The sequence below is a fragment of the Burkholderia sp. AW33-5 genome (genome assembly GCF_053427615.1).
On sequence record NZ_JBSAXA010000013.1, the window covers coordinates 78,346 to 99,770 of the forward strand.

The following is a 21,425-nucleotide window of genomic DNA, read 5'->3' on the forward strand; positions in this document are numbered from 1 at the left end:
CCCTCGTGCCCCGCGAAAAAGCAGCCGATCGCCGAATGCTTTAGGGTAGCGGCTGGTTCGTTGGACATGCCCGGCTCGCCCGGGCGATTGCATGAAGCACGTCACTACCCGCCTGCGGCGCCTGTTCGCGCCGATCGGCCTGCACTGGTATCTCGCTCTCCTCCTCGCGCTCGATGCACTGATGGTGCTCCGCCCCGTCGTCGCCCATGCGAAGCTCGGCGCGCATCATGCGTGGCTCACCGATGCGCTGAACCTCGTCGACAATGCCGGCCTCGTCGTGCTGCCGCAGGTCGTCGTCGCGGCCGGCCTCGCGACGATGGCCATCGGCATCGTGCTGCGTGCCCGCGTCGCGTGGGTGCTGTCGATCCTTCTGCTGGTCGCGGCCGCCGCGATCAGCATCCTCGGCGGCTACCGCAGCAACGCGGTATTCGTGTACACGGCCGTCCTCGCCGTCACGCTGATCTACTACTGGCGCCATTTCGACCGCGCGAGCGTCGCCGCGAGCAGCCTGTTCGCGCTGCTCAGCATCGTGTCGCTGCTGATCTACGCGACCTTCGGCGTGCTGTATCTCGGCGACGAATTCACGCCGCCGGTCCACGACCTCGCCACGGCCGTCTACTTCTCGATCGTGTCGATGTCGACGGTCGGCTACGGCGACATCGTGCCGCACGCACCCACCGCGCGCCTGTTCACCGCGTCGGTGATCGTGCTCGGCATCACGGTGTTCGCGACGTCGATCAGCGCGGTCATCGGGCCGGTGATCGGCGGCAGCCTGAAACGGATCGTCAAGGGAGGCATTTCGAACGTGATCCGCAAGCATCATTTCCTGATCGTCGGCGCGACGCCCGTCGCGCATGCAGTGCACGACGGGCTGCGCAAGCGCGGCTACGCCGTGACCGTCATCGTGCCGGCCGGCGTCGAGCACAACTATGCGGGCGCGACCGACCTGATCGTCGGCGACGCCACCGACCACGCGGTGCTGGAAAGCGCCGGCGCGGCCACGGCCCGCGCGGTGCTCGCGCTGCGCTCCGACGATGCCGAGAATGCGTTCATCATCCTCGCGATCCGCGAGATCGCGTCGACGGTGCGTACCGTCGCGCTCGTGAACCAGCAACGCAACCTCGAGCGGCTGCGCCTGCTGAAGCCGGACATGGTGTTCTCGCCGCAGCAGCTCGCGGGCGAACTGCTCGCCAGCACGCTCAACGACGAACCGGTCGACAAGTCGGTGATCTCGCACCTGCTGTTCGGCACCGACGCCGCCGCGTGACCGGTGCCGGCCGGCGTGCGGCCGGTACAATCGCGCGATGTCCGAATTGCTCACTTACGGCGGCCTGTTCGCCGTGTCGATGGTCGCCGCGACCCTGCTGCCGCTCCAGTCCGAAGCCGTGCTCGCCGGTCTGCTGCTCGCCGGGCGCGAGCCCGTGTGGGCGCTGGTGCTGGTCGCGAGCGTCGGCAACGTCGCGGGCTCGGCGGTCAACTGGGCGCTCGGCCGCGGCATCGAGCACTTCCGCGACCGCCGCTGGTTCCCGGTCAAGCCGGCCGCGCTCGCGCGCGCCGAGCGCTGGTATGCGCGCTACGGCCGCTGGTCGCTGCTGCTGAGCTGGGCGCCGGTGGTCGGCGATCCGCTGACGATGATCGCCGGCGTGCTGCGCGAGCCGCTGCCGACCTTCCTCGCGATCGTGACGATCGCGAAGGTCGGGCGGTATCTGGCCGTCGCATGGCTCGTGATGCACTGACGCCGCCCGCCCGCGTGGGGCCAACCTGCTCGCCCCTTGCGGCTTCGCACCGCTAAAGAATTCGCCGAACCTGCCGTATTCCTTACGGTATGCGGTGGCGCGTGCGTTCCGCCTCTCTCCCTCTCCACTCAGGATTCGTATGAGATTGACCCAACTGGGCCGGGCGAGCGTCGGCGCGCGCCTGGCCGCGCTGGCATGCGTGCTGGTCGCGCTGCTGTTTACCGCCTTCGCATGGGCGCTCGCCCATTTCGCCGGCCAGCAACTCGCCGACGAGGCCCATGCGCGCATCGCGGACAAGGAGCAGTCGATCCGCGCGATGGTCGAGATGTTCGACAAGGCGCTGTCCGCCGAAGCCACGCGCTCGATGGCGCTGTTCGCCAGTTTCCTGCCGGCCGATTTCGCGCTCGACCCGGCCCGCACCGTCGACATCGGCGGCGTCGCCGCGCCGACATTGTCCGCGGGCGGCCAGCCGCTCGACCTCGATTACGCGATTCCCGACCAGTTCCTGAAGAAAAGCGGCGCGATCGCGACGATCTTCGCGCGCGACGGCGACGATTTCGTCCGCATCACGACGTCGCTGAAGAAGCAGGACGGCACGCGCGCGGTCGGCACGCGCCTCGATCGCGCGGGCCCCGCCTACGCGCCGCTCGTCGCCGGACGCAGCTACACGGGCCTCGCGAAACTGTTCGGCCGGCCGTACATCACGCAGTACAAGCCGGTCACCGACGCGACGGGCCGCGTGATCGGCGCGCTGTTCGTCGGCCTCGACGTCGGTGCCGAGCTGCAAGTCGTGCAGGACGGCATCCGGGCGCTGAAGATCGGTGAAAACGGCTATTACTTCGTGCTCGACGCGTCGCCGGGTGCATCGCGCGGCACCTTCGTCGTCCATCCCGACGCGGCCGGCCAGCACGCGGACGACGCGCGCGCGCCGTACACGCAGATGCTCGCCGCCGGCCAGGGCCGGCTCGCTTACACGTCGGCCGATCCGGCCGCGCACGACACCGGGCCCACCGCCAAATTCGTATCGTTCACGACGATTCCGCAGTGGCAATGGCTGGTCGGCGGCATCGCGCTCGACGACGAACTGCTCGCGAGCATGCGCACCGTCCGCAACCGTTTCCTGATGATCGGGGCCGTACTTGTCGCGGCGTTCGCGGCGTTGTTCCTCGTCGTCGTGCGGCGCGTGGTGAGCCGGCCGCTCGATGCGGCGGCGCGTGCGTCGGAACGCTTCGCGGCCGGCGACCTCAGCATCCGCATCCGCGACGGCGCCGCCGCGCGCGGCGCGGCGGGCAACGACGAGATCGGCCGGCTCGTGCAGGCGGTCGACGGAATCGGCGACGGCCTCGCGCGGATCGTCGCGCAGGTGCGCAGCGGCTCGTCCGACATCGCGCGCGGCACGGTCGGCATCGCGGCCGGCAGCGGCGACATCGCCGCGCGGATCGCGACGCAGGCGAGCAGCGTCGAACAGACGGCAGCCAGCATGGAGCAGATCACGGCCGCCGTGCAGCAGAACGCCGAACATGCGGCGCAGGCGAACGCGCTGGTCGCCGACGCATCGGCCGCCGCGACCGACGGCGACACGGCGGTGCAACGCGTGGTCGCGACGATGGACGACATCGGCCGTGCGACGCGCCGGATCGCCGAAATCACCGGCACGATCGAAGGCATCGCATTCCAGACCAATATCCTGGCGCTGAACGCTGCCGTCGAGGCCGCGCGCGCGGGCGAGCACGGCAGGGGCTTCGCGGTGGTCGCGGCCGAAGTGCGCGCGCTCGCGCAGCGCAGCGCGGCCGCGGTCAAGGAAATCGACGCGCTGAGCGCCGAATCGTCGACGACCGTCGAACAGGGCTACCGGATCGCGGACGCCGCGCGCGGCACGATGCGCGACATCGTCCAGCGCGTCGATCAGGTCAGCACGCTGATCGGCGAGATCAGCGCCGCGTCGCGCGAGCAATCGACCGGCATCGAGCAGGTGAACCAGGCCATCACGCAGATCGGCGAGGCGACGCAGCAGAACGCGACGCTGATCTCGGATGCCGAACGCGCGGCCGTCGCGTTGCGCGACCAGGCCGCGCAATTGTCGGAAGCCGTCAGCGTGTTCCGGCTGGCCCGCGACGCGTGACGCACGACGAACGACCGGGCAACCGCCCGGTCGCGTCGATTACTTCTTGTCCCCCGCCAGGTCGATCGCCTTGTCCGACCCGACCGCGTTGCGCAGCTGGAATTTCTGGATCTTGCCGGTCGACGTCTTCGGCAGCTCGCCGAAGCGCACGACCTTCGGCACCTTGAAACCCGCGAGCAACTGCCGGCAGTGCGCGATGATTTCCTCCTCGGTCGCGCTCATGCCGTTGCGCAGCTCGACGAACGCGCACGGCACCTCGCCCCATTTCGGGTCGGGCATCGCGACCACCGCGGCGACCTCGACGGCCGGATGCCGGTACAGCGCATCCTCGACCTCGATGCTCGAAATGTTCTCGCCGCCGGAAATGATGATGTCCTTGCGGCGATCCTTGATGCGGATATAGCCGTCCGGCGTCAGCACGCCGAGATCGCCCGTATGGAACCAGCCGCCGTGGAATGCCTCGTCCGTCGCGTGCGGATTCTTCAGGTAGCCCTTCATGCAGATGTTGCCGCGGAACATGATCTCGCCGAGCGTCTCGCCGTCGGCCGGCACCGGCGCCATCGTGTCCGGGTCGAGCACCGTCGCGCCCGCTTCCAGCTGATAGCGCACGCCCTGCCGCGCATTGAGCCGCGCGCGCTCGTCGTCGGGCAGTTCGTCCCAGTGCGCCTGCTTCGCGCATACGGTCGCCGGGCCGTAGACCTCGGTCAGTCCGTACACGTGCAGCAGGTCGAAGCCGATCTCCTTCATCTTCGCGATCACGGCCGGCGCGGGCGCGGCACCGGCGACCATCGCGTGCACCGTATGATCGATGCCCGCGCGGAACTCGGCCGGCGCATTCGCGATCGCGCTCTGCACGATCGGCGCGCCGCAGTAATGCGTGATGCGTTCGCGGCGGATCAGGTCGAACACCGTCTTCGCGTCGAACTTGCGCAGGCAGACGTTCACGCCCGCGCGCGCCGCGACGGCCCACGGGAAGCACCAGCCGTTGCAGTGGAACATCGGCAGCGTCCACAGATACACGGCGTGCTTCGGCATGTCCCATTCGAGGATGTTGCTGATCGCCGCGAGATACGCGCCGCGATGGTGATAGACGACGCCCTTCGGGTCGCCGGTCGTGCCGGACGTGTAGTTCAGCGCGATCGCCTCCCACTCGTCGGCGGGCTGTGTCCACGCGTAGTCCGGGTCGCCGCCCGCGACGAACGCCTCGTAGTCGGTCGCGCCCGCGAAGCGCGCGGGGTCGGCCGGCATCGCGTCGGCGACGCTGACGATCTTCAGGCCCGGCACTTCGAGCGCCGCGCGATGCGCGAGCTCCGCGTATTCGGTATCGACGATCAGCACCTTCGCTTCGCCGTGACGCAGCATGAACAGCACCGACGAAATATCGAGCCGCGTATTGATCGTGTTGAGCACGGCGCCGGCCATGGGCACGCCGAAGTGCGCCTCGACCATCGCCGGGATGTTCGGCAGCAGCGCCGCGACCGTCTCGCCGCGCGCGACGCCGGCCCGCGCGAGCGCGCTCGCGAGCTGCTTCGACCGCTTGTAGGTCTCGCCCCAGGTGCGCCGCACGTCGCCGTGCACGATCGCGAGGCGCTCGCCGTAGACTTCGGCCGCGCGAACCAGAAAGTCGATCGGCGTGAGCGGCACGTAGTTGGCGTCGCGGCGGCCGAGTCCGGCCTCGAACATCTGCGTCATGATCCTGTCTCCCGTTTTCTGCCGGCCGGCGTGCAGGCACCCCGATCGGTTTTGATGTGGTTCAATTGCCGATAGCCTAACGGGCGCTATTGTGAGCCGTCTGTCATCGAAACGACAGAGTGCCCGACGAACGCTGCGCGTTATCCCTATCCTCGCAAACCCGCACCCATGCACGACCACTCCGTTGCGCCGCCCGACGCGGCCGCTACGCCGGACCACTCGCCGGCCAACCCACCGCTCGAACCGGGCCCGTTGCCGCCCCTGTCCGTGCTGTTCGGCCAGTGCGCGTGGTTCCGCGCGCTGGCGCCGGAACACCAGGCGCTCGTGCTCGCGCAGTCCCATGCGGAACGGCACGAAGCCGGCGACGTGATCGCGCAGCGGCTCGCGCCGTCCGAATACTGGATCGGCGTGCATCGCGGATTGCTGAAGCTGGCGATCTTCAACGCATCGGGCCGCGGCTGCACGTTTTCCGGCGTGCCGTCGGGCGGCTGGTTCGGCGAAGGCAGCGTGATCAAGCGCGAGCTGCGCAAATACGAAGTCGTCGCCGTCCAGCGCTCGATCGTGCTGTTCGTCCCGGTCGACACGTTCCATGCGCTGCTCGACACGAGCCTGCCGTTCACGCGCTTCGTGATCCATCAGTTGAACAACCGGATGGGCGAATTCATCGCGTCGATCCAGAACAGCCGGCTGCTCGATGTCGACGCGCGCGTCGCGCAGGCGCTCGCGCAGCTGTTCAACCCCGCGCTGTACCCGGACACCGGCCCGTCGCTCGCGATCTCGCAGGAGGAACTGGGGATGCTCGTCGGCGTGTCGCGGCAGCGGATCAACCAGGCGTTGCAGCAGCTCGAGAAACTCGGCGTGCTGCGGCTCGCGTACAACCAGATCGAGGTCGTCGATCTGGCCGCGCTCGCGCGGGTCGGGATGGAACAGATCTGAGCGGCGTCCGATGCGCGGAAGCGCCGCCGATACGGCATGCGCGTGCGGTCCGGCGGCGGTGTCCGCGCGCCTGCGTCCGCGCGCCTTTCATCCGATGAATCGACCTTGTGCCGCCCCGCCCCAACCTGACAATTCCGCCAGTTTCGCGCCAGTGACCCGCTCCGCCCCGACGCCTATCATTCGGGTTCCCTTCACCGACGCCTGATCACCGCCTGTCCCGCTGCCTCCATGTGGATCGTCAATCTCGCGCTCAGGCGCCCCTACACGTTCATCGTGATGGCCATCATGATCGTGCTGGCCACCCCGCTTGCGCTGATGCGCACGCCTGTCGACGTCCTGCCGGCGGTCAACATTCCCGTCATCAGCGTGATCTGGAATTACACCGGCTTCTCCGCGAAGGAGATGACCAACCGGATCACGGCCGTCCATGAACGGATCCTGACGACGACCGTCAACAACATCCAGCACATCGAGTCGACCTCGCTGCCAGGCATCGCGGTCGTGAAGGTGTTCCTGCAGCCCGGCGCGAACGTGCAGACCGCGATCGCGCAGACGGTCTCCTCCGCGCAGGCGATCGTGCGGCAGATGCCGCAGGGCGCGACGCCGCCGCTCGTGATCACCTATTCCGCGTCGAGCATCCCGGTGATCCAGCTCGGGCTGTCCAGCAAGACGCTCAGCGAACAGTCGCTCGCCGACATCGCGCTCAACTTCCTGCGTCCGCAACTGATCACGATCCCGGGCGCGCAGATTCCGTTTCCGTACGGCGGCCGCACGCGCGTGGTCGCGATCGACCTCGACCCGCAGGCGTTGCTCGCGAAGGGCCTCACGCCCGCCGACATCGTCAACGCGGTCAACGCGCAGAACCTCGTGCTGCCGACCGGCACCGCGAAGATGGGTCAGACCGAATACCGGATCGACACGAACGCATCGGCCGACACGGTCGCCGATATCAACGGCCTGCCGGTGCAGACCGTCAACGGCGCGACGACCTACCTGCGCGAAGTCGCGTCGGTGCGCGACGGCTTCGCGCCGCAGACCAACGTCGTGCGCCAGAACGGCCAGCGCGGCGTGCTGATGTCGATCCTGAAGACCGGCGACGCGTCGACGCTGAAGGTCGTGTCGGACCTGAAGGCGCTGCTGCCGAAGGTGATCCCGACGCTGCCCGAAGGGCTCACGATCACGCCGCTGTTCGACCAGTCGGTGTTCGTCAACGCCGCCGTGCAGGGCGTGATCCACGAGGCGCTGATCGCCGCCGTGCTGACCGCGATGATGATCCTGCTGTTCCTCGGCAACTGGCGCAGCACGCTGATCATCGCGATCTCGATTCCGCTGTCGATCTTCACGTCGCTGATCGCGCTGGCCGCGCTCGGCGAGACCATCAACATCATGACGCTCGGCGGGCTCGCGCTCGCGGTGGGGATCCTGGTCGACGACGCGACCGTCACCATCGAGAACATCGAGCGGCACCTGCATCTCGGCACCAACCTGCACGACGCGATTCTCGAAGGCGCGGGCGAGATCGCGGTGCCCGCGTTCGTGTCGACGCTGTGCATCTGCATCGTGTTCGTGCCGATGTTCTTCCTGACGGGCGTCGCGCGCTTCCTGTTCGTGCCGCTCGCCGAAGCCGTGGTGTTCGCGATGCTCGCATCGTACGTGCTGTCGCGCACGCTCGTGCCGACGCTGGCGATGCTGCTGTTCCGCCCGCAGCAGGCCGGCACCGGCCCCGAGCACGCGACGTCGCGTTTCGCGCGGCTCCATCACGCGTTCAACGCCGCGTTCGAGCGGCTGCGCGCGTGGTACATCGTGCTGCTCAGCATCCTGCTGGTGCGCCGCCGCTTCTACGCGACGTGCTTCCTCGGCTTCTGCGTGCTGTCGACCGGCCTCGTGTTCGTGCTCGGCCGCGACTTCTTCCCGAACGCCGATTCCGGCAACATCCGGCTGCACATGCGCGCACCGACCGGCTACCGGATCGAGGAAACCGCGCGCCTCGCCGACCAGGTCGAGCGCGCGATCCGCGAAGTCGTGCCGCCCGACGAACTCGGCGCGATCGTCGACAACCTCGGGCTGCCGGTGAGCGGCATCAACCTGTCGTACAGCAACAGCGGCACGATCGGCACGCTCGACGGCGAACTGATGATCGCGCTGAAGCCGGGCCACCGCTCGACCCAGCACTACGTGCAGACGCTGCGCACGCTGCTGCCGCAGCGCTTCCCCGGCGTCGAGTTCTTCTTCCAGCCGTCGGACATCATCACGCAGATCCTCAACTTCGGTCAGCCGGCCGCAATCGACGTGCAGGTGCTCGGCAACGATCTCGCGAGTAACATGGCTATCGCGAGCAGCCTGATGAAAAAGATCAGGCAAATCCCCGGCACCGTCGATGTGCACGTCCTGCAGCGCAACGACGAACCGACCCTGGTGGCCGACATGGACCGTACGCGCATGCAGCAGCTCAGCCTCTCCGCGCAGAACGTCGCGCAGAACATGCTGATCTCGCTGTCCGGCAGTTCCCAGACGACCCCGTCGTTCTGGATCAACCCGCGCACCGGCGTCCAGTACCCGCTGCAGATCCAGACCCCGCAATACAACATCGCGTCGATCGACGACCTGCTCGGCACGCCGATTTCCGCGAGCGGGCGCACGGGCATGCCGCTGCAACTGCTCGGCAACCTCGTGCAGATCCACCCCGTCTCGAACCCGGCCGTGATCACGCATTACAACATCCGCCCGGCGATCGACCTGTACGTGAGCGTCGAGGGCCGCGACCTCGGCTCGGTCGCGGGCGCGATCGACCGGATCGTGTCCGACGCGCGCGCGACGCTGCCGCGCGGCACCGACCTCACGGTGCGCGGCCAGGTCGAGACGATGCGCACGTCGTACATCGGTCTCGGCGCGGGCGTCGCGATGGCGATCGTGCTCGTCTACCTGCTGATCGTCGTGAACTTCCAGTCGTGGCTCGATCCGCTGATCATCATCAGCGCGATGCCGGCCGCGCTCGCCGGCATCGCGTGGATGCTGTTCATCACCGGCACGCACCTGAGCGTGCCCGCGCTGACGGGCGCGATCATGACGGTGGGCGTCGCAACCGCGAACAGCATCCTGGTCGTGTCGTTCGCGCGCCAGCGCCTCGCCGCCGGCGCGCCGCCGCTCACGGCCGCGCTCGAGGCCGGCGCGACGCGGATCCGCCCGGTGCTGATGACGGCGCTCGCGATGATCATCGGGATGGTGCCGATGGCGCTCGGTCTCGGCGAAGGCGCCGAGCAGAACGCGCCGCTCGGCCGCGCGGTGATCGGCGGCCTGCTGTTCGCCACCGTTTCGACGCTGCTGTTCGTGCCGCTCGTGTTCGGCGGCGTGCATTCGCGGCTGGCCCGCCGGCGCGCGCGCCAGGCCGGACACTGACTTTCGCCCCTAGCCTTTAGACCCGGTCAATTCATGGAAGAGAAACATCACAGCTCCGTCGGCATCCAGGTGGACGAACACGGCATGCATCTGCCGACGCGCACGTCGGTGTCGCGGCGCGGGCGGGTCGTGCTGATCGTGGTCGGCGTGCTGCTGGCCGCGGGCGCCGCGCGCACGATCGTCGTCAACGTGCTGAACCGCAACCGGCTCGACGCGGTGGCCGAGCAGAACACGCGCCAGTACGTGAACGTCGTGCATCCGGTCGATGCGGCCACCGGCGGCAAGCTGACGCTGCCCGGCACGCTGCGCGGCTTCGTCGAGGCGCCGATCTATGCGCGCGCGAGCGGCTACGTGCTGCGCTGGCAGGCCGACATCGGCGCGCACGTGAAGCAGGGGCAACTGCTCGCCGAGCTCGACACGCCCGAGCTCAACCAGGAACTCGCGCAGGCCACCGCGCAGCGTCAGCAGGCGCAGGCCGCGCTCGCGCTCGCGAAGACGTCGTTCGACCGCGCGCAGCAACTGCGCCAGCGCGATGCGGTGTCGCAGCAGGAGCTCGACGACCGGCAAGGCGCGTTCAACCAGGGCAGCGCGAACCTCGCCGCGGCCGATGCGAACATGCGCCGGCTCACCGAACTGAAGGGCTTCCAGCGCATCGTCGCGCCGATCGACGGGATCGTCACGCAGCGCAACGTCGACGTCGGCGACCTCGTCAATTCCGGCAACGCGGGCCGCTCGCTGTTCACGGTCGTGCAGGCCGACCAGTTGCGCCTGTACGTGCAGGTGCCGCAGGCGTACGCGCAGCAGGTGAAGGTCGGCCAGCACGTGAGCGTCGCGCAGGCCGAGCTGCCCGGCCAGACCTTCGACGGCACGATCACGCGCACGTCCCAGGCGATCGACGTCGCGACGCGCTCGCTGCAGATCGAGATCACGCTGCCGAACCCGGACGGACGGCTGCTCCCCGGCTCGTATGTGCAGGCGACGCTGCCGATGACACCGGTCGGCCGCCTGCAGATTCCGGCCAACACGCTGCTGTTCCGCGCCGAAGGGCCGACCGTCGCAGCCGTCGACGCGAACGGTCAGGTGCACCTGAAGGCGGTGACGATCGCGCGCACGATCGGGCAGACGCTCGAAGTCGACGGCCCGCTCACGCCGAACGACCGCCTCGTCGCGAACCCGAGCGATGCGCTCTCGAACGGCGACACCGTCATCGTGCAGGCGCCGCCGGCCGTGAAGCCGGCGTCCGCCGCCGCGGGAGCGAAGTCGTGAGCGCGATGCGCGCCCGCCTGCGCCCCGCCGCGGTCCTGGCCGCCATCGCGGTCGCGGCCCTTGCCGGCTGCACGGTCGGCCCCGACTACCGGCGCCCCGCCGTCGAGACGCCGGCCGCGTGGCGGCTCGACCCGGCCGACGCGTACTGGCACCCGGCCGCGCCCGCCCGTGCGCCGCTCGATCCGGCCTGGTGGACCGCCTTCGGCGACGCGCAGCTGGACACGCTTGAAGCCGACGCGTTGCGCAACAACCAGAACCTGAAGGCCGTCGCCGCACGCTACGACCAGGCGAAGGCGACGCTCGCGTCGGTCGCGTCCGCGCAGTATCCGGCCGTCGGCCTGAACGCGAGCGGCCAGCGCTTCAAGATCTCCGCCGACCGGCCGCAGACCAACTACGCGACGCGCAGCATGTCGACCGTGCAGAACGACATCCAGGTCGCCGCAAGCGTCAGCTACGAACTCGACCTGTTCGGCCGCGTGCGGCGCAGCGTCGAATCCGCGCAGGCCAGCTCCGAGCAGGCGCGCGACGATTTCGCGAACGCGCGCCTCGTGCTGACCGCCGATCTCGCGTCGAGCTACTTCGCGCTGCGCGAGCTCGACAGCGAGATCGACGTCGTCAAGCGCTCGATCGACCTGCAGCAGAAGGCGCTCGACTACGTGAGCGCGCGCCACGACCTCGGCGCGGTGTCCGGCCTCGACCTGCTGCAGCAACGCGCGCAGCTCGACGCGACGCGCACGCAGGCGCAGCTGCTGATCCAGCAGCGCGCGCAGGTCGAGACCGCGATCGCGACGCTGGTCGGCACGCCGGCCCCCGAATTCTCGCTGCCGCCGCGCGTGGTGCCGATCAACGCGCCCGCGCTGCCGACCGGGATGCCGAGCGACCTGCTGCAGCGGCGCCCGGACGTCGCGTCGGCCGAGCGCGCGATGGCCGCCGCGAACGCGCAGATCGGCGTCGCGCGCGCCGCGTACTTCCCGCGCATCGCGCTGTCGCCGGACATCGGCTGGGACGCGACGCGCTTCTCCGGGCTGTTCACCGTGCCGGCGCTGCTGTGGTCGATCGGCGCGTCGGTCAGCCTGCCGCTGTTCGAAGGCGGCAAGCTGAAGGCCGGCGTCGATTTCGCGCAGGCCGGCTACGTGGCCGCGCAGGCCAGTTACCGGCAAACCGTGCTCACCGCGTTCCAGGAGGTGCAGAATGCGGTGACGGGCCTGGCGGTGCTGGCCGAAGCCGCGCAGCAGGCGTCGGCGGCCGTCGACGACGCGCGCAAGCTCGTGTCGCTCGCGCAGGACCGTTATGCCGGCGGCCTCACGCCGTTCATCGACGTGCTGACGGCCCAGCAGCAGTTGCTGACGAGCGAGCGTCAGGCCGTGCAGATCCAGGGCCAGCGTGCGGCGCTCGTCGTGTTTCTCGCGAAGGCGCTCGGCGGCGGCTGGGACGGCGGCGCGACAGGCGGCGCCACGCCGACCGACGTCGCGGCGGCAACCCTCCAGCCCGCCGCGAGCGTCGGCCCCTAACCCGGTTACAAGGACACACCCATGAAGGTCCTGATCGTCGAAGACGAACCGAAAGTCGTCGAATACCTGAAGAGCGGCCTGACCGAGGAAGGCTGGGTCGTCGATACCGCGCTGGACGGCGAGGACGGCGCGTGGAAGGCCGTCGAATTCGAATACGACGTGGTCGTGCTCGACGTGATGCTGCCGAAGCTCGACGGCTTCGGCGTGCTGCGCGCATTGCGCGCGCAGAAGCAGACGCCCGTGATCATGCTGACCGCGCGCGACCGCGTCGACGATCGCGTGCGCGGGCTGCGCGGCGGCGCCGACGACTATCTGACCAAGCCCTTCTCGTTCCTCGAACTGATCGAGCGGCTGCGCGCGCTCACGCGCCGCGCGCGCGTGCAGGAATCGACGCTGATCTCGATCGGCGACCTGCGCGTCGACCTGATCGGCCGGCGCGCGTCCCGCGACGGCACGCGCCTCGACCTGACCGCGCAGGAATTCCAGCTGCTCGGCGTGCTCGCGCGGCGCAGCGGCGAGGTGCTGTCGAAGACGACGATCGCCGAACTCGTGTGGGACGTGAACTTCGACAGCAACGCGAACGTCGTCGAGACGGCGATCAAGCGCCTGCGCGCGAAGCTCGACGGCCCGTTCGCGGAGAAGCTGCTGCACACGATCCGCGGCATGGGCTACGTGCTCGAAGCGCGCGAGGACGCCGACAGCGAGAGGCACGCATGAAACGCTCGATCACCCTGCGTCTGTCGGCGATGTTCGGCATCGTGTCGCTGCTCGTGTTCACGCTGGTCGGCTGCGGGCTGTTCGTGATGATGGAGCGCCAGCTGTTTGCCGAACTGCGCGCGACGATCGACACGCGCGCGAAGGTCGCGCAGATGATCGTGTCGCACGCGACCACCGCCGCGCGCGGCCGCCTGATGCAGGAAAAGCTCGCCGATCTCGAACCGCCCGACGGGTCGACGCGTTACCAGATCGACAGCCCCGACGCCAACTTCCGCTTCGGTCATCCGGTCGACGGCGTGCCCGTCGGCAAGCCGTTCGGTGCGTTCCAGCAATACGCGCTCAACCACAGCAGCTACGACGTGATGACGAAGACCGTCCCGATCGCGGGCAGCGGCGAGCGCCCCGACCTGAAGCTGATCGTCGCGTCGTCGTGCGAGCGCACGCAGCGGATGCTGCGCCGTTTCGTGTGGACGCTCGCCGCGCTGATCGCGATCGCCACCGTCGTCACGCTGCTGCTGAGCCGCGCGGTCGCGCGCTTCGGGCTCGCGCCGCTCGAACGGCTGTCGCAGGACGCTGCGGCGATCAACGCCACCGACCGCCGCCAGCGGCTGCACACCGACGCGTTGCCGACCGAGCTGCGCGATCTGGCCGCGTCGTTCAACGGCGCGCTCGAGCGCATCCAGCAGACCTATGCGCGGCTCGAGGCCTTCAACGCGGACGTCGCGCACGAGCTGCGCACGCCGATCAGCATTTTGATCGGCCAGACCCAGGTCGCGCTGACGAGCCGCGACCGCTCGGTCGACCGGATGCGCCAGACGTTGCAGTCGAACCTCGAGGAGTTCGAGCGTCTGCGCGTGATCATCAACGACATGCTGTTCCTGTCGCGCAGCGATCGCGGCGAGCGCGCGACCGACCTGAAGCACGTGTCGCTCGCCGACGAAGTGCGGCGCATGCTCGACTTCCTCGAGATTCCGCTGGACGAGGCGCAGTTGCGCGCCGAACTGCACGGCGATGCGCGCGCGGCCGTCGACCCGTCGCTGTTCCGCCGCGCGATGACCAACCTGCTGATCAACGCGATCCAGCATTCGGCGCCCGGGGCGACGCTGAACGTGACGATCACGCCGCGCGACACGCTCGTCGACGTGTCGGTCGCCAACCCCGGCGAGCCGATCGACCCCGTGCAGCGCTCGCACGTGTTCGAGCGCTTCTACCGGCTCGAGGAAGCGCGCGCGAACAGCAAGGAGAACCACGGGCTCGGGCTGTCGATCGTCAAGGCCGTCGCGGAGATGCACGGCGGCAGCGTGTTCGTCGCGTGCTCGGGCGGCGTCAATACGTTCGGCTTCTCGGTGTCGACGCAGGCGTGCAGCGTCGGCCCGATACGCTCAGCCGACGCGGGCGACGCGGGCGACCCGCACGCGCTGCGACCGACGCACGCGCCGCGCGCGATGCACTGACGGCACCGCGCCGCCCAGGGCAGTTTTCTTCAATACGGACACGCGCGGCTTCTTTAGTCTCGATGCGACTTTCACATTCGCATGGAGACACATGATGAGCATGCTGGTTTCGATGGCCGCGTTCGCGCTGGCGTCGTCGATCACGCCCGGTCCCGTCAATATCGTCGCGCTCGGCGCGGGCGCGCGCCACGGCCTCGGCGCGAGCCTGCGCTATGCGGCCGGCGCGACGCTCGGCTTCGTCGCGCTGTTTCTGCTGATCGGCCTCGGGCTGCACGCGGCGCTCGCGCGCTGGCCGATGCTGACCACGGCCACCCAATGGTCGGGGATCGCGTTCCTGCTTTACCTCGCGCTGCGGCTCGCGCTCGACGACGGCCGGCTGTCGACCGATCCGGCCGGTCCGGACGCGCCAAACGTCGCCGGCCCGTCGGCGGCGGCCGGCGCGGCGATGCAATGGCTGAATCCGAAGGCGTGGCTTGCATGCGTGGCCGCGATGGGCGCGTATGCGGCCGATGGCGGTCGCGCGCAGGTGTGGCAATTCGCGGCGCTGTATCTGGTGATCTGCTTCGCGTCGATCTCGTGCTGGGGGTATGCAGGTGCGTCGCTGCGGCACTGGCTCGCGAACGCGCGGCGGATGCGACTGTTCAACCGCGCGATGGCGCTGCTGCTCGCGGGCAGCGCCCTTTATCTGCTCGACGTCTAGCGTCGTCGCTTCGAACGCGTGTTGCTGCGGGCGGCGGGCAGCGGGCGGCGAGCCGTCGCCGGCCGCTGCGGTGCCGGCATGGGCCGGCCCTTTCCCCGCTCAGTTCGCGGCGCTTCGATATTGGCCCGGCGTGGCGGCCGCGATGCGCCGGAACGCGCGCTGGAAATGCGCCTGGTCCGCAAAGCCCGCATCGAGCGCGACCTCGGCAATCGGCCGGCCGCGGCGCAGTTCCGCGCGGCCGTACTGCACGCGACGGTCGACCAGGAACGCATGCGGCGTCATCCCGTAGCGGGCGTTGAACGCGCGGATCAGGTAGGACGGCGACAGGTCGGCGGCCGCGCAGATCGCATCGAGGGTGACGGCCTGACGGCAATGCGCGGCGATGTAGTCGGCCGCGCGCGCGAGCTTCGCGTTGTCGGTCCCGCGCCGCGTATCGACGGGCAGTTCGCGATCGAGCGCGCCGTGCAGCCGCGTGAAGAATTCGACCGCCGCGCTTTCCTTGCCGAGCGGATCGACACCGGGTGCCACGAGCGTGCGGTAAAAGCCGCCGAACTGCGCGAACAGGTCGCGCCGCTCCGTCAACTTCGGCGAAAAGCCGCGAAAATCGCTGTTCGGGTCGCGCCCGAGCGCATGCTGCAGCCGCGCGAGCCAAGGCACGTCGACATAGACCATCCGGTACGCCCATGCGTCGGGGCCATACGGATTGCACGCATGCACCTGCTCCGGATCGATGATCACGAGCACGCCGCGCCCGACGTGTTCCTTCGTCGCGCCGTTCAGGTAAGTGCTCGTGCCGCCGACGATCGCGCCGAGCGAAAACGTGTCGTGCGTGTGTTTCGCGTAGCAGATCGTCCGGCCGTCGTCGACGGTGCGCGCCTCGATGAACGGCAGCGCGGCGTCGCGCCAGAACGGCGACGGCACGGCGAGGGGGGTGGCGGAACGGCTCACGCGACGGGCTCCCGGATCGGATGGCGAACGCACACCGTACAAGACTGCGCGGCGCGATGCAACCGCGAACCGACGCTTCGCGGCCGGATCGCCTAAGCTTTGATTTCGGCCGCCGCGGCAGACGCGGCGGGTTCCGTTTCCCTCTTCCAACCGGTAACTCTGCACTTCGATCTGCGCGGCCAACGGCATCGCAGCAGGTCGTCGAATCCAGAAGCGGTGGTCACGGTCAACTCGCAAACCGCCCCTGGATTCGCCTGCAGCCGCCACCGTCCGAATCTCTGCATGAACAACACGTGGCCCCCTCAACGGACAGGCATTGCGATTTAGCTCTGCCGCGTGACGACAATCTCGACGCGTCGGTTTTGCGAACGCCCATCCGTCGTTTTGTTGTCGCCGACCGGATCGGCATCGCCCTTGCCGACGGCTTCGAGACGATTGGCCGGGATGCCAGCAGCTTGCAGCATCTGCATCACATGCGTCGCACGCTCGTGCGACAGTGCCTGATTCGACGCGAACTGGCGGCTGCGGATCGGTATGTTGTCCGTGTAGCCGGTGACCGTCACCTGGCCCGGCACCTTGGCGATCTCGCCCGCAATCTTCGCAATCAGTGGGGCGACCGTCGCCTTCACTGACGCACCGCCCGGCGGGAACATCGCATCGCCCCGGAACGTCACCGAGCTGTAGTGCGGATCCTCATCGACGCTCACGGTACCCGCTGCGATCTCGCTTTTCAGCAGCTGTTTCAGGTGCAGGGCCTGCGATGCGGATGGCGGCCCCATGTGGCCAATGTCGGCGATCTGCTTCTGGACTTCGGCCGCGCGGGTCGCAAGCCGGTACTTGTCATAGCCATACATGCCCAGCAGGATCACCGACAGCACCGCGACCGTGATCCATACGGGGAAGTTGTAGAACGACACGCGCCTGCCATTCGTATCCGGTCGCCAGTTCGGCGACAGTTCCACCGGCACAGGTTCCCGTCGCGACATGAACTCATCGTAGAGCCGCTGCCTCACGGCCTCGTGCTTGCGGTGACCGTCCGTTTCGAGTCGGTAGCGGCCCTCGAAGCCGAGACTCAGTACGCGGTGGATCACTTCGAGCAGATCACGGTGTTCGTCCGGATCGTTCATCAGCCGGCCGATCAGCAGATAAATCTTGTCGCCGCCCTGACGGTCTTCGTGAAAGACTGTTGCGAGGCCGTTCGTGATCCACGCCACCCCGTTTTCGCAGTTCTGCCCCCAGGCCGTCTGCATCGCTACCTCATCGAGCGCCGTGCACAGGCAGTAACGCGCGCCGATCATGTGATCGCGCCTAATACTCGCCTGCTCGCACAGCTTCTGGAATATGCGCATCTCCTGTTCGAGCAGCGAGCGCAGCGCGGGGATGGCGTCTGTATCAAGATATTTCGGCATATCCGCCTGGACGCGCAGCAGCGGCCGGGCCGCTTCCAGCAATGGATTCCGGTGGGCGCGAACCGCTGCCAGGCGTTCGCCGAAAGGTTCGGGCGGCGGAATCTCCTTGGGCGCGTCAGGCGGTGTTGAGGCTTCGCTGGGTTGAGTGTTCATGGTTTCAGATGCGTACAGCGCCGAGTGCGGTCAGGCACGCAGCACGGGCTCTCTTGATGGATTGTTGAAACGCAGCGGGAAAAACGCGACACAGGCGGCGTTGACCCGAAGGTCATTGAGGCGGAATGACTGCCGGTGATGGAGGCGCAGCCGATGCAGCGCGAGCGCCATCGTCTGGCGCGTCGATGAACTCTATCGATTTGACTACGGTTAGAGCGAAAGGCAAGAGGTCGCTTTTCTGGTAAAAGGGACGAGCGATTTGTGGTGTGCCGCCGCATAGCATGACCGGGGGATGGCGCAAACAAAACGCAAACCGGCGGTCACGCGTCTTTGGATCACCGTTCGTCTGCTCTTGAGTTACGGCGATGCCCGTGCTATTTGCTGCCTCCAGAGGAAATATCCGAGTGACCGGCTTCAGCAAGGCTGCGTCTTCAGCGGACAACGCAGAAAAATCCTCTTTCCATTGCTTTCCGTTTTCGTCAAATGATGCGGAAACAATATTTCGGATTGCCTCAGCGTCATTAGAATTCGCACACTCAAACTGTAGATAAAGTTCCCCAAGCCCCGTTCGTCGATACGGAAAGTGGTCGAGCACATATCTCGTTTCGGTAACACGGGCGTTATAAGGATCGACAAGTCTGATCGGGCATTGAACTCCATCCGTGGTAACGACAATCTGCTTGACTTCCTTGGTCGGCTGTTCAGCATGTCCGGAGGTAGCCCAGCAAAACGTCAGGCAAAATCCAACCGCCGCTGTAATCACGGTCCTGATCATTTGAAGGAGCTTTAGTGCAACCTGTTTTTGCTTTGTCATACGTGCCTCAATATCTGATTTTCCGGCATCTCGCCCGGTTGCTCCTACGCCGGGAATCTTGTTTCGCCTCACGCCGACAACGCGATAGCGTCGGCCAGACAGTGAGCATCAAAGTCAAAATGCCGCGACAAACAAGTCCAGAATGTCCTTACTGGCGATTGTTTTCACCATCGTTATGTAGCCGAGTACTCTTTGACGAGATACGCTTTCCATTTCTGAACAGATCGATGTAGGAGAATGAGTCACCTGTTGACGGATCGCAGTATGTGCCCTCCTTGCTGCGAAGATGCAGTCGGTTCAGACGATCCACCGAATAGCGCTCTATCCAGTTCTCACATGCACTTATGTGAAAGCATGCTCCAATGACCTGACGCACCTTCGGATCGGACGCTACGCAAGGAACATTGCTGAAGTCTTTGCTAAGCTTGTATCTTTTTGTTACCGGATCGAACAAATACACGTCATAAAATTTCTCGATGTTACCCGCAGATCTAAATACTTTTATATCTATGTATCCGTCAAAATTCAGGTCTTCATATGCGATGTCATCTTTCGAAGCCGGATGTGATACGTGGAGCACCTGAGACTGTCCTAGCGGGGTTATCACAAACACCGCGCCATCCGACACTTCCGTAACAATTGACGCCTCCCCTGCGCATACCGTTGAAAATAAATTCACAAAGAATGTTACATAAAGAGCGACAGATATGAGTTTGTTCACTTATAAATCACTCGCACCTGTGCCACGAAGCCGATTCCATCGAGAATAATATCCGTTAACATCTGCGCCGCTTTCACTTCGACTGACCGAGTGAATCGAGAATCCTCCGAGCACGATTGATCGCTTGCGTACGTGCCGGCCCGCTCCGCACGTTCTCACTCGTACCTAGCCAGTACACGAAGGAGTAAGTTTTATTCCCGGTTGCCTTAACTGCTGCGTAGCACTCTCCGCCATAAGGATCGGATCTGCCACGCTTGTCCATTGATGGACATAGCGGGAAAGCTTCGTACACGTCTCCGTCGTGAATCTCTCGATGCGTTACCGTCGAGGTTGTGTGAAATATGGCTAAGCGGCCGGTGTCGACGTCGAGCCAGTAAGGTTTGGCTTGATTTTCATTACTGGCACATGTAGACAGCGATTCGCCGCAAACGGTTATCGAATCAACAATGCCGTCACCACGCCGCATCAAATCGTAAAAGCGCACCTTGCCGTCGGACGCGGATTCGCTCGGCGGCTCGATCTTTTTGTATAGATTTGACGGATATACAAAACTAACGAACCTATCAAAATAAATAGTGACAGGATAAGCCGTCTTGCCCAGCGCACCCGACGGGAAAATACATGCATACGCGATCAAAATCGTGATACGTAACAATATATTCATATCGTCTCCCTAACGACACTGCATATCCGAAATGAGTGGCAACGACTATTTTTCAGCCCGGCGACCGCTCCATTAATAGCTTTTGTCACTTTCTCGACAATTTCAACCGTCATTCCGTCGCTGGCGGCGACGTTTATCCGCACCTCCTGCTCAAACAACGAGCGCAGCGCGAGAGTCGCGTCCGTATCAAGATGTTCCGGCACATCCATCAGGACGCGCAGCAGCGGCCGGGCCGCTTCCAGCAATGGATTCCGGCGGGCACGAACCGCTACAATGCGTTCGCTGAAAGGTTCCGGCTGAGAAATCTCCTTGGGCGCGTCAGGCGGTGGTAAGGCTTCGCTGGGTTGAGTGTTCATGGTTTCAGATGCGTACAGCGCCGGGTGCGGTCCGGCACGCAGCGCGGGCGCTCTTTTCAGTTTGTTGAAACGCACCGTGGAAAACGCGACACTGGCAGCCTTGAGCCGAAGGTCATTTGGGCGGAGTGACTGCCGGTGATGGAATCGCAGCCGATGCAGCGCGAGCGCCATCGTCTGGCGCGTCGATGAACTCTATCGATTTGACTACGGTTAGAGCGAAAGGCAAGAGGTCGCTTTTCTGGTAAAAGGGACGAGCGATTTGTGGTGTGCCGCCGCATAGCACGACCGGGGGATGGCGCAAACAAAACGCAAACCGGCGGTCACGCGTCTTTGGATCACCGTTCGTCTGCTCTTGAGTTACGGCGATGCCCGTGCTATTTGCTGCCTCCAGAGGAAATATCCGAGTGACCGGCTTCAGCAAGGCTACGTCTTCAGCAGACAACGCAGAAAAATCCTCTTTCCATTGCTTTCCGTTTTCGTCAAATGATGCGGGAACGATATTTCGGATTGCCTCAGCGTCATTAGAATTCACACACTCAAACTGTAGATAAAGTTCCCCGAGCCCCGTTCGTCGATACGGAAAGTGGTCGAGCACATATCTCGTTTCGGTAACACGGGCGTCATAAGGATCGACAAGTCTGATCGGGCATTGAACTCCATCCGTGGTAACGACAATCTGCTTGACTTCCTTGGTCGGCTGTTCAGCATGTCCGGAGGTAGCCCAGCAAAACGTCAGGCAAAATCCAACCGCCGCTGTAATCACAGTCCTGATCATTTGAAGGAGCTTTAGTGCAACCTGTTTTCGCTTCGTCATACGCGTCTCAATATCT

The 21,425-nt window shown here is 66.0% G+C and carries 18 protein-coding genes; 10 read left to right on the plus strand and 8 right to left on the minus strand.

Annotation, left to right across the window (positions count from 1 at the left end; genetic code table 11):
• Positions 1-91: 91 nt before the first annotated feature.
• The 3 genes from kch (at position 92) to ACV22V_RS20775 (ending at position 3,858) form a co-directional block, all read left to right on the plus strand.
• Positions 92-1,267 (plus strand): voltage-gated potassium channel protein, encoded by a 1,176-nt coding sequence (gene kch / locus ACV22V_RS20765; protein ID WP_059690013.1) that lies wholly within the window; start codon positions 92-94, stop codon positions 1,265-1,267.
• Between the two features lie 37 nt (positions 1,268-1,304).
• Positions 1,305-1,736 (plus strand): YqaA family protein, encoded by a 432-nt coding sequence (locus ACV22V_RS20770; RefSeq protein WP_059525300.1) that lies wholly within the window; start codon positions 1,305-1,307, stop codon positions 1,734-1,736.
• Between the two features lie 139 nt (positions 1,737-1,875).
• The gene (locus ACV22V_RS20775; protein WP_448015375.1) at positions 1,876-3,858 is read left to right on the plus strand and encodes a methyl-accepting chemotaxis protein; all 1,983 of its coding nucleotides are present in this window, start codon (positions 1,876-1,878) and stop codon (positions 3,856-3,858) included.
• A gap of 39 nt (positions 3,859-3,897) precedes the next feature.
• Here the strand turns inward: ACV22V_RS20775 and ACV22V_RS20780 are convergent, their stop codons facing one another.
• Positions 3,898-5,550 carry an acyl-CoA synthetase gene (locus ACV22V_RS20780; protein ID WP_448015376.1) on the minus strand — a complete coding sequence of 551 codons (1,653 nt, stop codon included), beginning with the start codon at positions 5,548-5,550 and terminating at the stop codon, positions 3,898-3,900.
• A 168-nt stretch (positions 5,551-5,718) separates the two neighbouring features.
• Here ACV22V_RS20780 and ACV22V_RS20785 point away from each other — a divergent pair, with 168 nt between their 5' ends.
• The 7 genes from ACV22V_RS20785 (at position 5,719) to ACV22V_RS20815 (ending at position 15,530) form a co-directional block, all read left to right on the plus strand.
• Complete coding sequence (locus ACV22V_RS20785; protein WP_448015378.1) at positions 5,719-6,486, plus strand: Crp/Fnr family transcriptional regulator; 768 nt, start codon at positions 5,719-5,721, stop codon at positions 6,484-6,486.
• 228 nt (positions 6,487-6,714) lie between these two features.
• Complete coding sequence (locus ACV22V_RS20790) at positions 6,715-9,882, plus strand: efflux RND transporter permease subunit (RefSeq protein WP_448015380.1); 3,168 nt, start codon at positions 6,715-6,717, stop codon at positions 9,880-9,882.
• A 33-nt stretch (positions 9,883-9,915) separates the two neighbouring features.
• Positions 9,916-11,148 carry an efflux RND transporter periplasmic adaptor subunit gene (locus tag ACV22V_RS20795; RefSeq protein ID WP_448015382.1) on the plus strand — a complete coding sequence of 411 codons (1,233 nt, stop codon included), beginning with the start codon at positions 9,916-9,918 and terminating at the stop codon, positions 11,146-11,148.
• A gap of 5 nt (positions 11,149-11,153) precedes the next feature.
• The gene (locus tag ACV22V_RS20800) at positions 11,154-12,659 is read left to right on the plus strand and encodes an efflux transporter outer membrane subunit (protein ID WP_448015491.1); all 1,506 of its coding nucleotides are present in this window, start codon (positions 11,154-11,156) and stop codon (positions 12,657-12,659) included.
• A 21-nt stretch (positions 12,660-12,680) separates the two neighbouring features.
• Complete coding sequence (locus tag ACV22V_RS20805; RefSeq protein WP_059450219.1) at positions 12,681-13,376, plus strand: heavy metal response regulator transcription factor; 696 nt, start codon at positions 12,681-12,683, stop codon at positions 13,374-13,376.
• Positions 13,373-14,830, plus strand: a complete 1,458-nt coding sequence (locus ACV22V_RS20810; RefSeq protein ID WP_448015384.1) for a heavy metal sensor histidine kinase — start codon at positions 13,373-13,375, stop codon at positions 14,828-14,830. Before ACV22V_RS20805 ends, ACV22V_RS20810 begins: the two co-directional genes overlap by 4 nt.
• 94 nt (positions 14,831-14,924) lie before the next feature.
• Positions 14,925-15,530: a LysE family translocator gene (locus ACV22V_RS20815; protein ID WP_448015386.1), complete on the plus strand. Its 606-nt coding sequence runs from the start codon at positions 14,925-14,927 to the stop codon at positions 15,528-15,530.
• 99 nt (positions 15,531-15,629) lie between these two features.
• Here the strand turns inward: ACV22V_RS20815 and ACV22V_RS20820 are convergent, their stop codons facing one another.
• From ACV22V_RS20820 to ACV22V_RS20850, 7 genes are all read right to left on the minus strand, one after another.
• Positions 15,630-16,478, minus strand: coding sequence for an AraC family transcriptional regulator (locus tag ACV22V_RS20820; protein WP_059700272.1), 849 nt, complete (start codon positions 16,476-16,478; stop codon positions 15,630-15,632).
• Between the two features lie 323 nt (positions 16,479-16,801).
• Positions 16,802-18,040 (minus strand): type VI secretion system protein TssL, long form, encoded by a 1,239-nt coding sequence (gene tssL / locus ACV22V_RS20825; RefSeq protein WP_448015388.1) that lies wholly within the window; start codon positions 18,038-18,040, stop codon positions 16,802-16,804.
• A 112-nt stretch (positions 18,041-18,152) separates the two neighbouring features.
• Positions 18,153-18,854 (minus strand): hypothetical protein, encoded by a 702-nt coding sequence (locus ACV22V_RS20830; RefSeq protein ID WP_448015390.1) that lies wholly within the window; start codon positions 18,852-18,854, stop codon positions 18,153-18,155.
• A gap of 148 nt (positions 18,855-19,002) precedes the next feature.
• Positions 19,003-19,575, minus strand: coding sequence for an XAC2610-related protein (locus ACV22V_RS20835; protein WP_448015391.1), 573 nt, complete (start codon positions 19,573-19,575; stop codon positions 19,003-19,005).
• Between the two features lie 73 nt (positions 19,576-19,648).
• Positions 19,649-20,239, minus strand: a complete 591-nt coding sequence (locus ACV22V_RS20840; RefSeq protein WP_448015393.1) for a hypothetical protein — start codon at positions 20,237-20,239, stop codon at positions 19,649-19,651.
• Complete coding sequence (locus tag ACV22V_RS20845) at positions 20,236-20,766, minus strand: hypothetical protein (protein WP_448015395.1); 531 nt, start codon at positions 20,764-20,766, stop codon at positions 20,236-20,238. The genes ACV22V_RS20840 and ACV22V_RS20845 overlap by 4 nt, the downstream gene beginning before the upstream one ends.
• Positions 20,708-21,409, minus strand: coding sequence for a hypothetical protein (locus tag ACV22V_RS20850; protein ID WP_448015397.1), 702 nt, complete (start codon positions 21,407-21,409; stop codon positions 20,708-20,710). Before ACV22V_RS20850 ends, ACV22V_RS20845 begins: the two co-directional genes overlap by 59 nt.
• Positions 21,410-21,425: the final 16 nt, after the last annotated feature.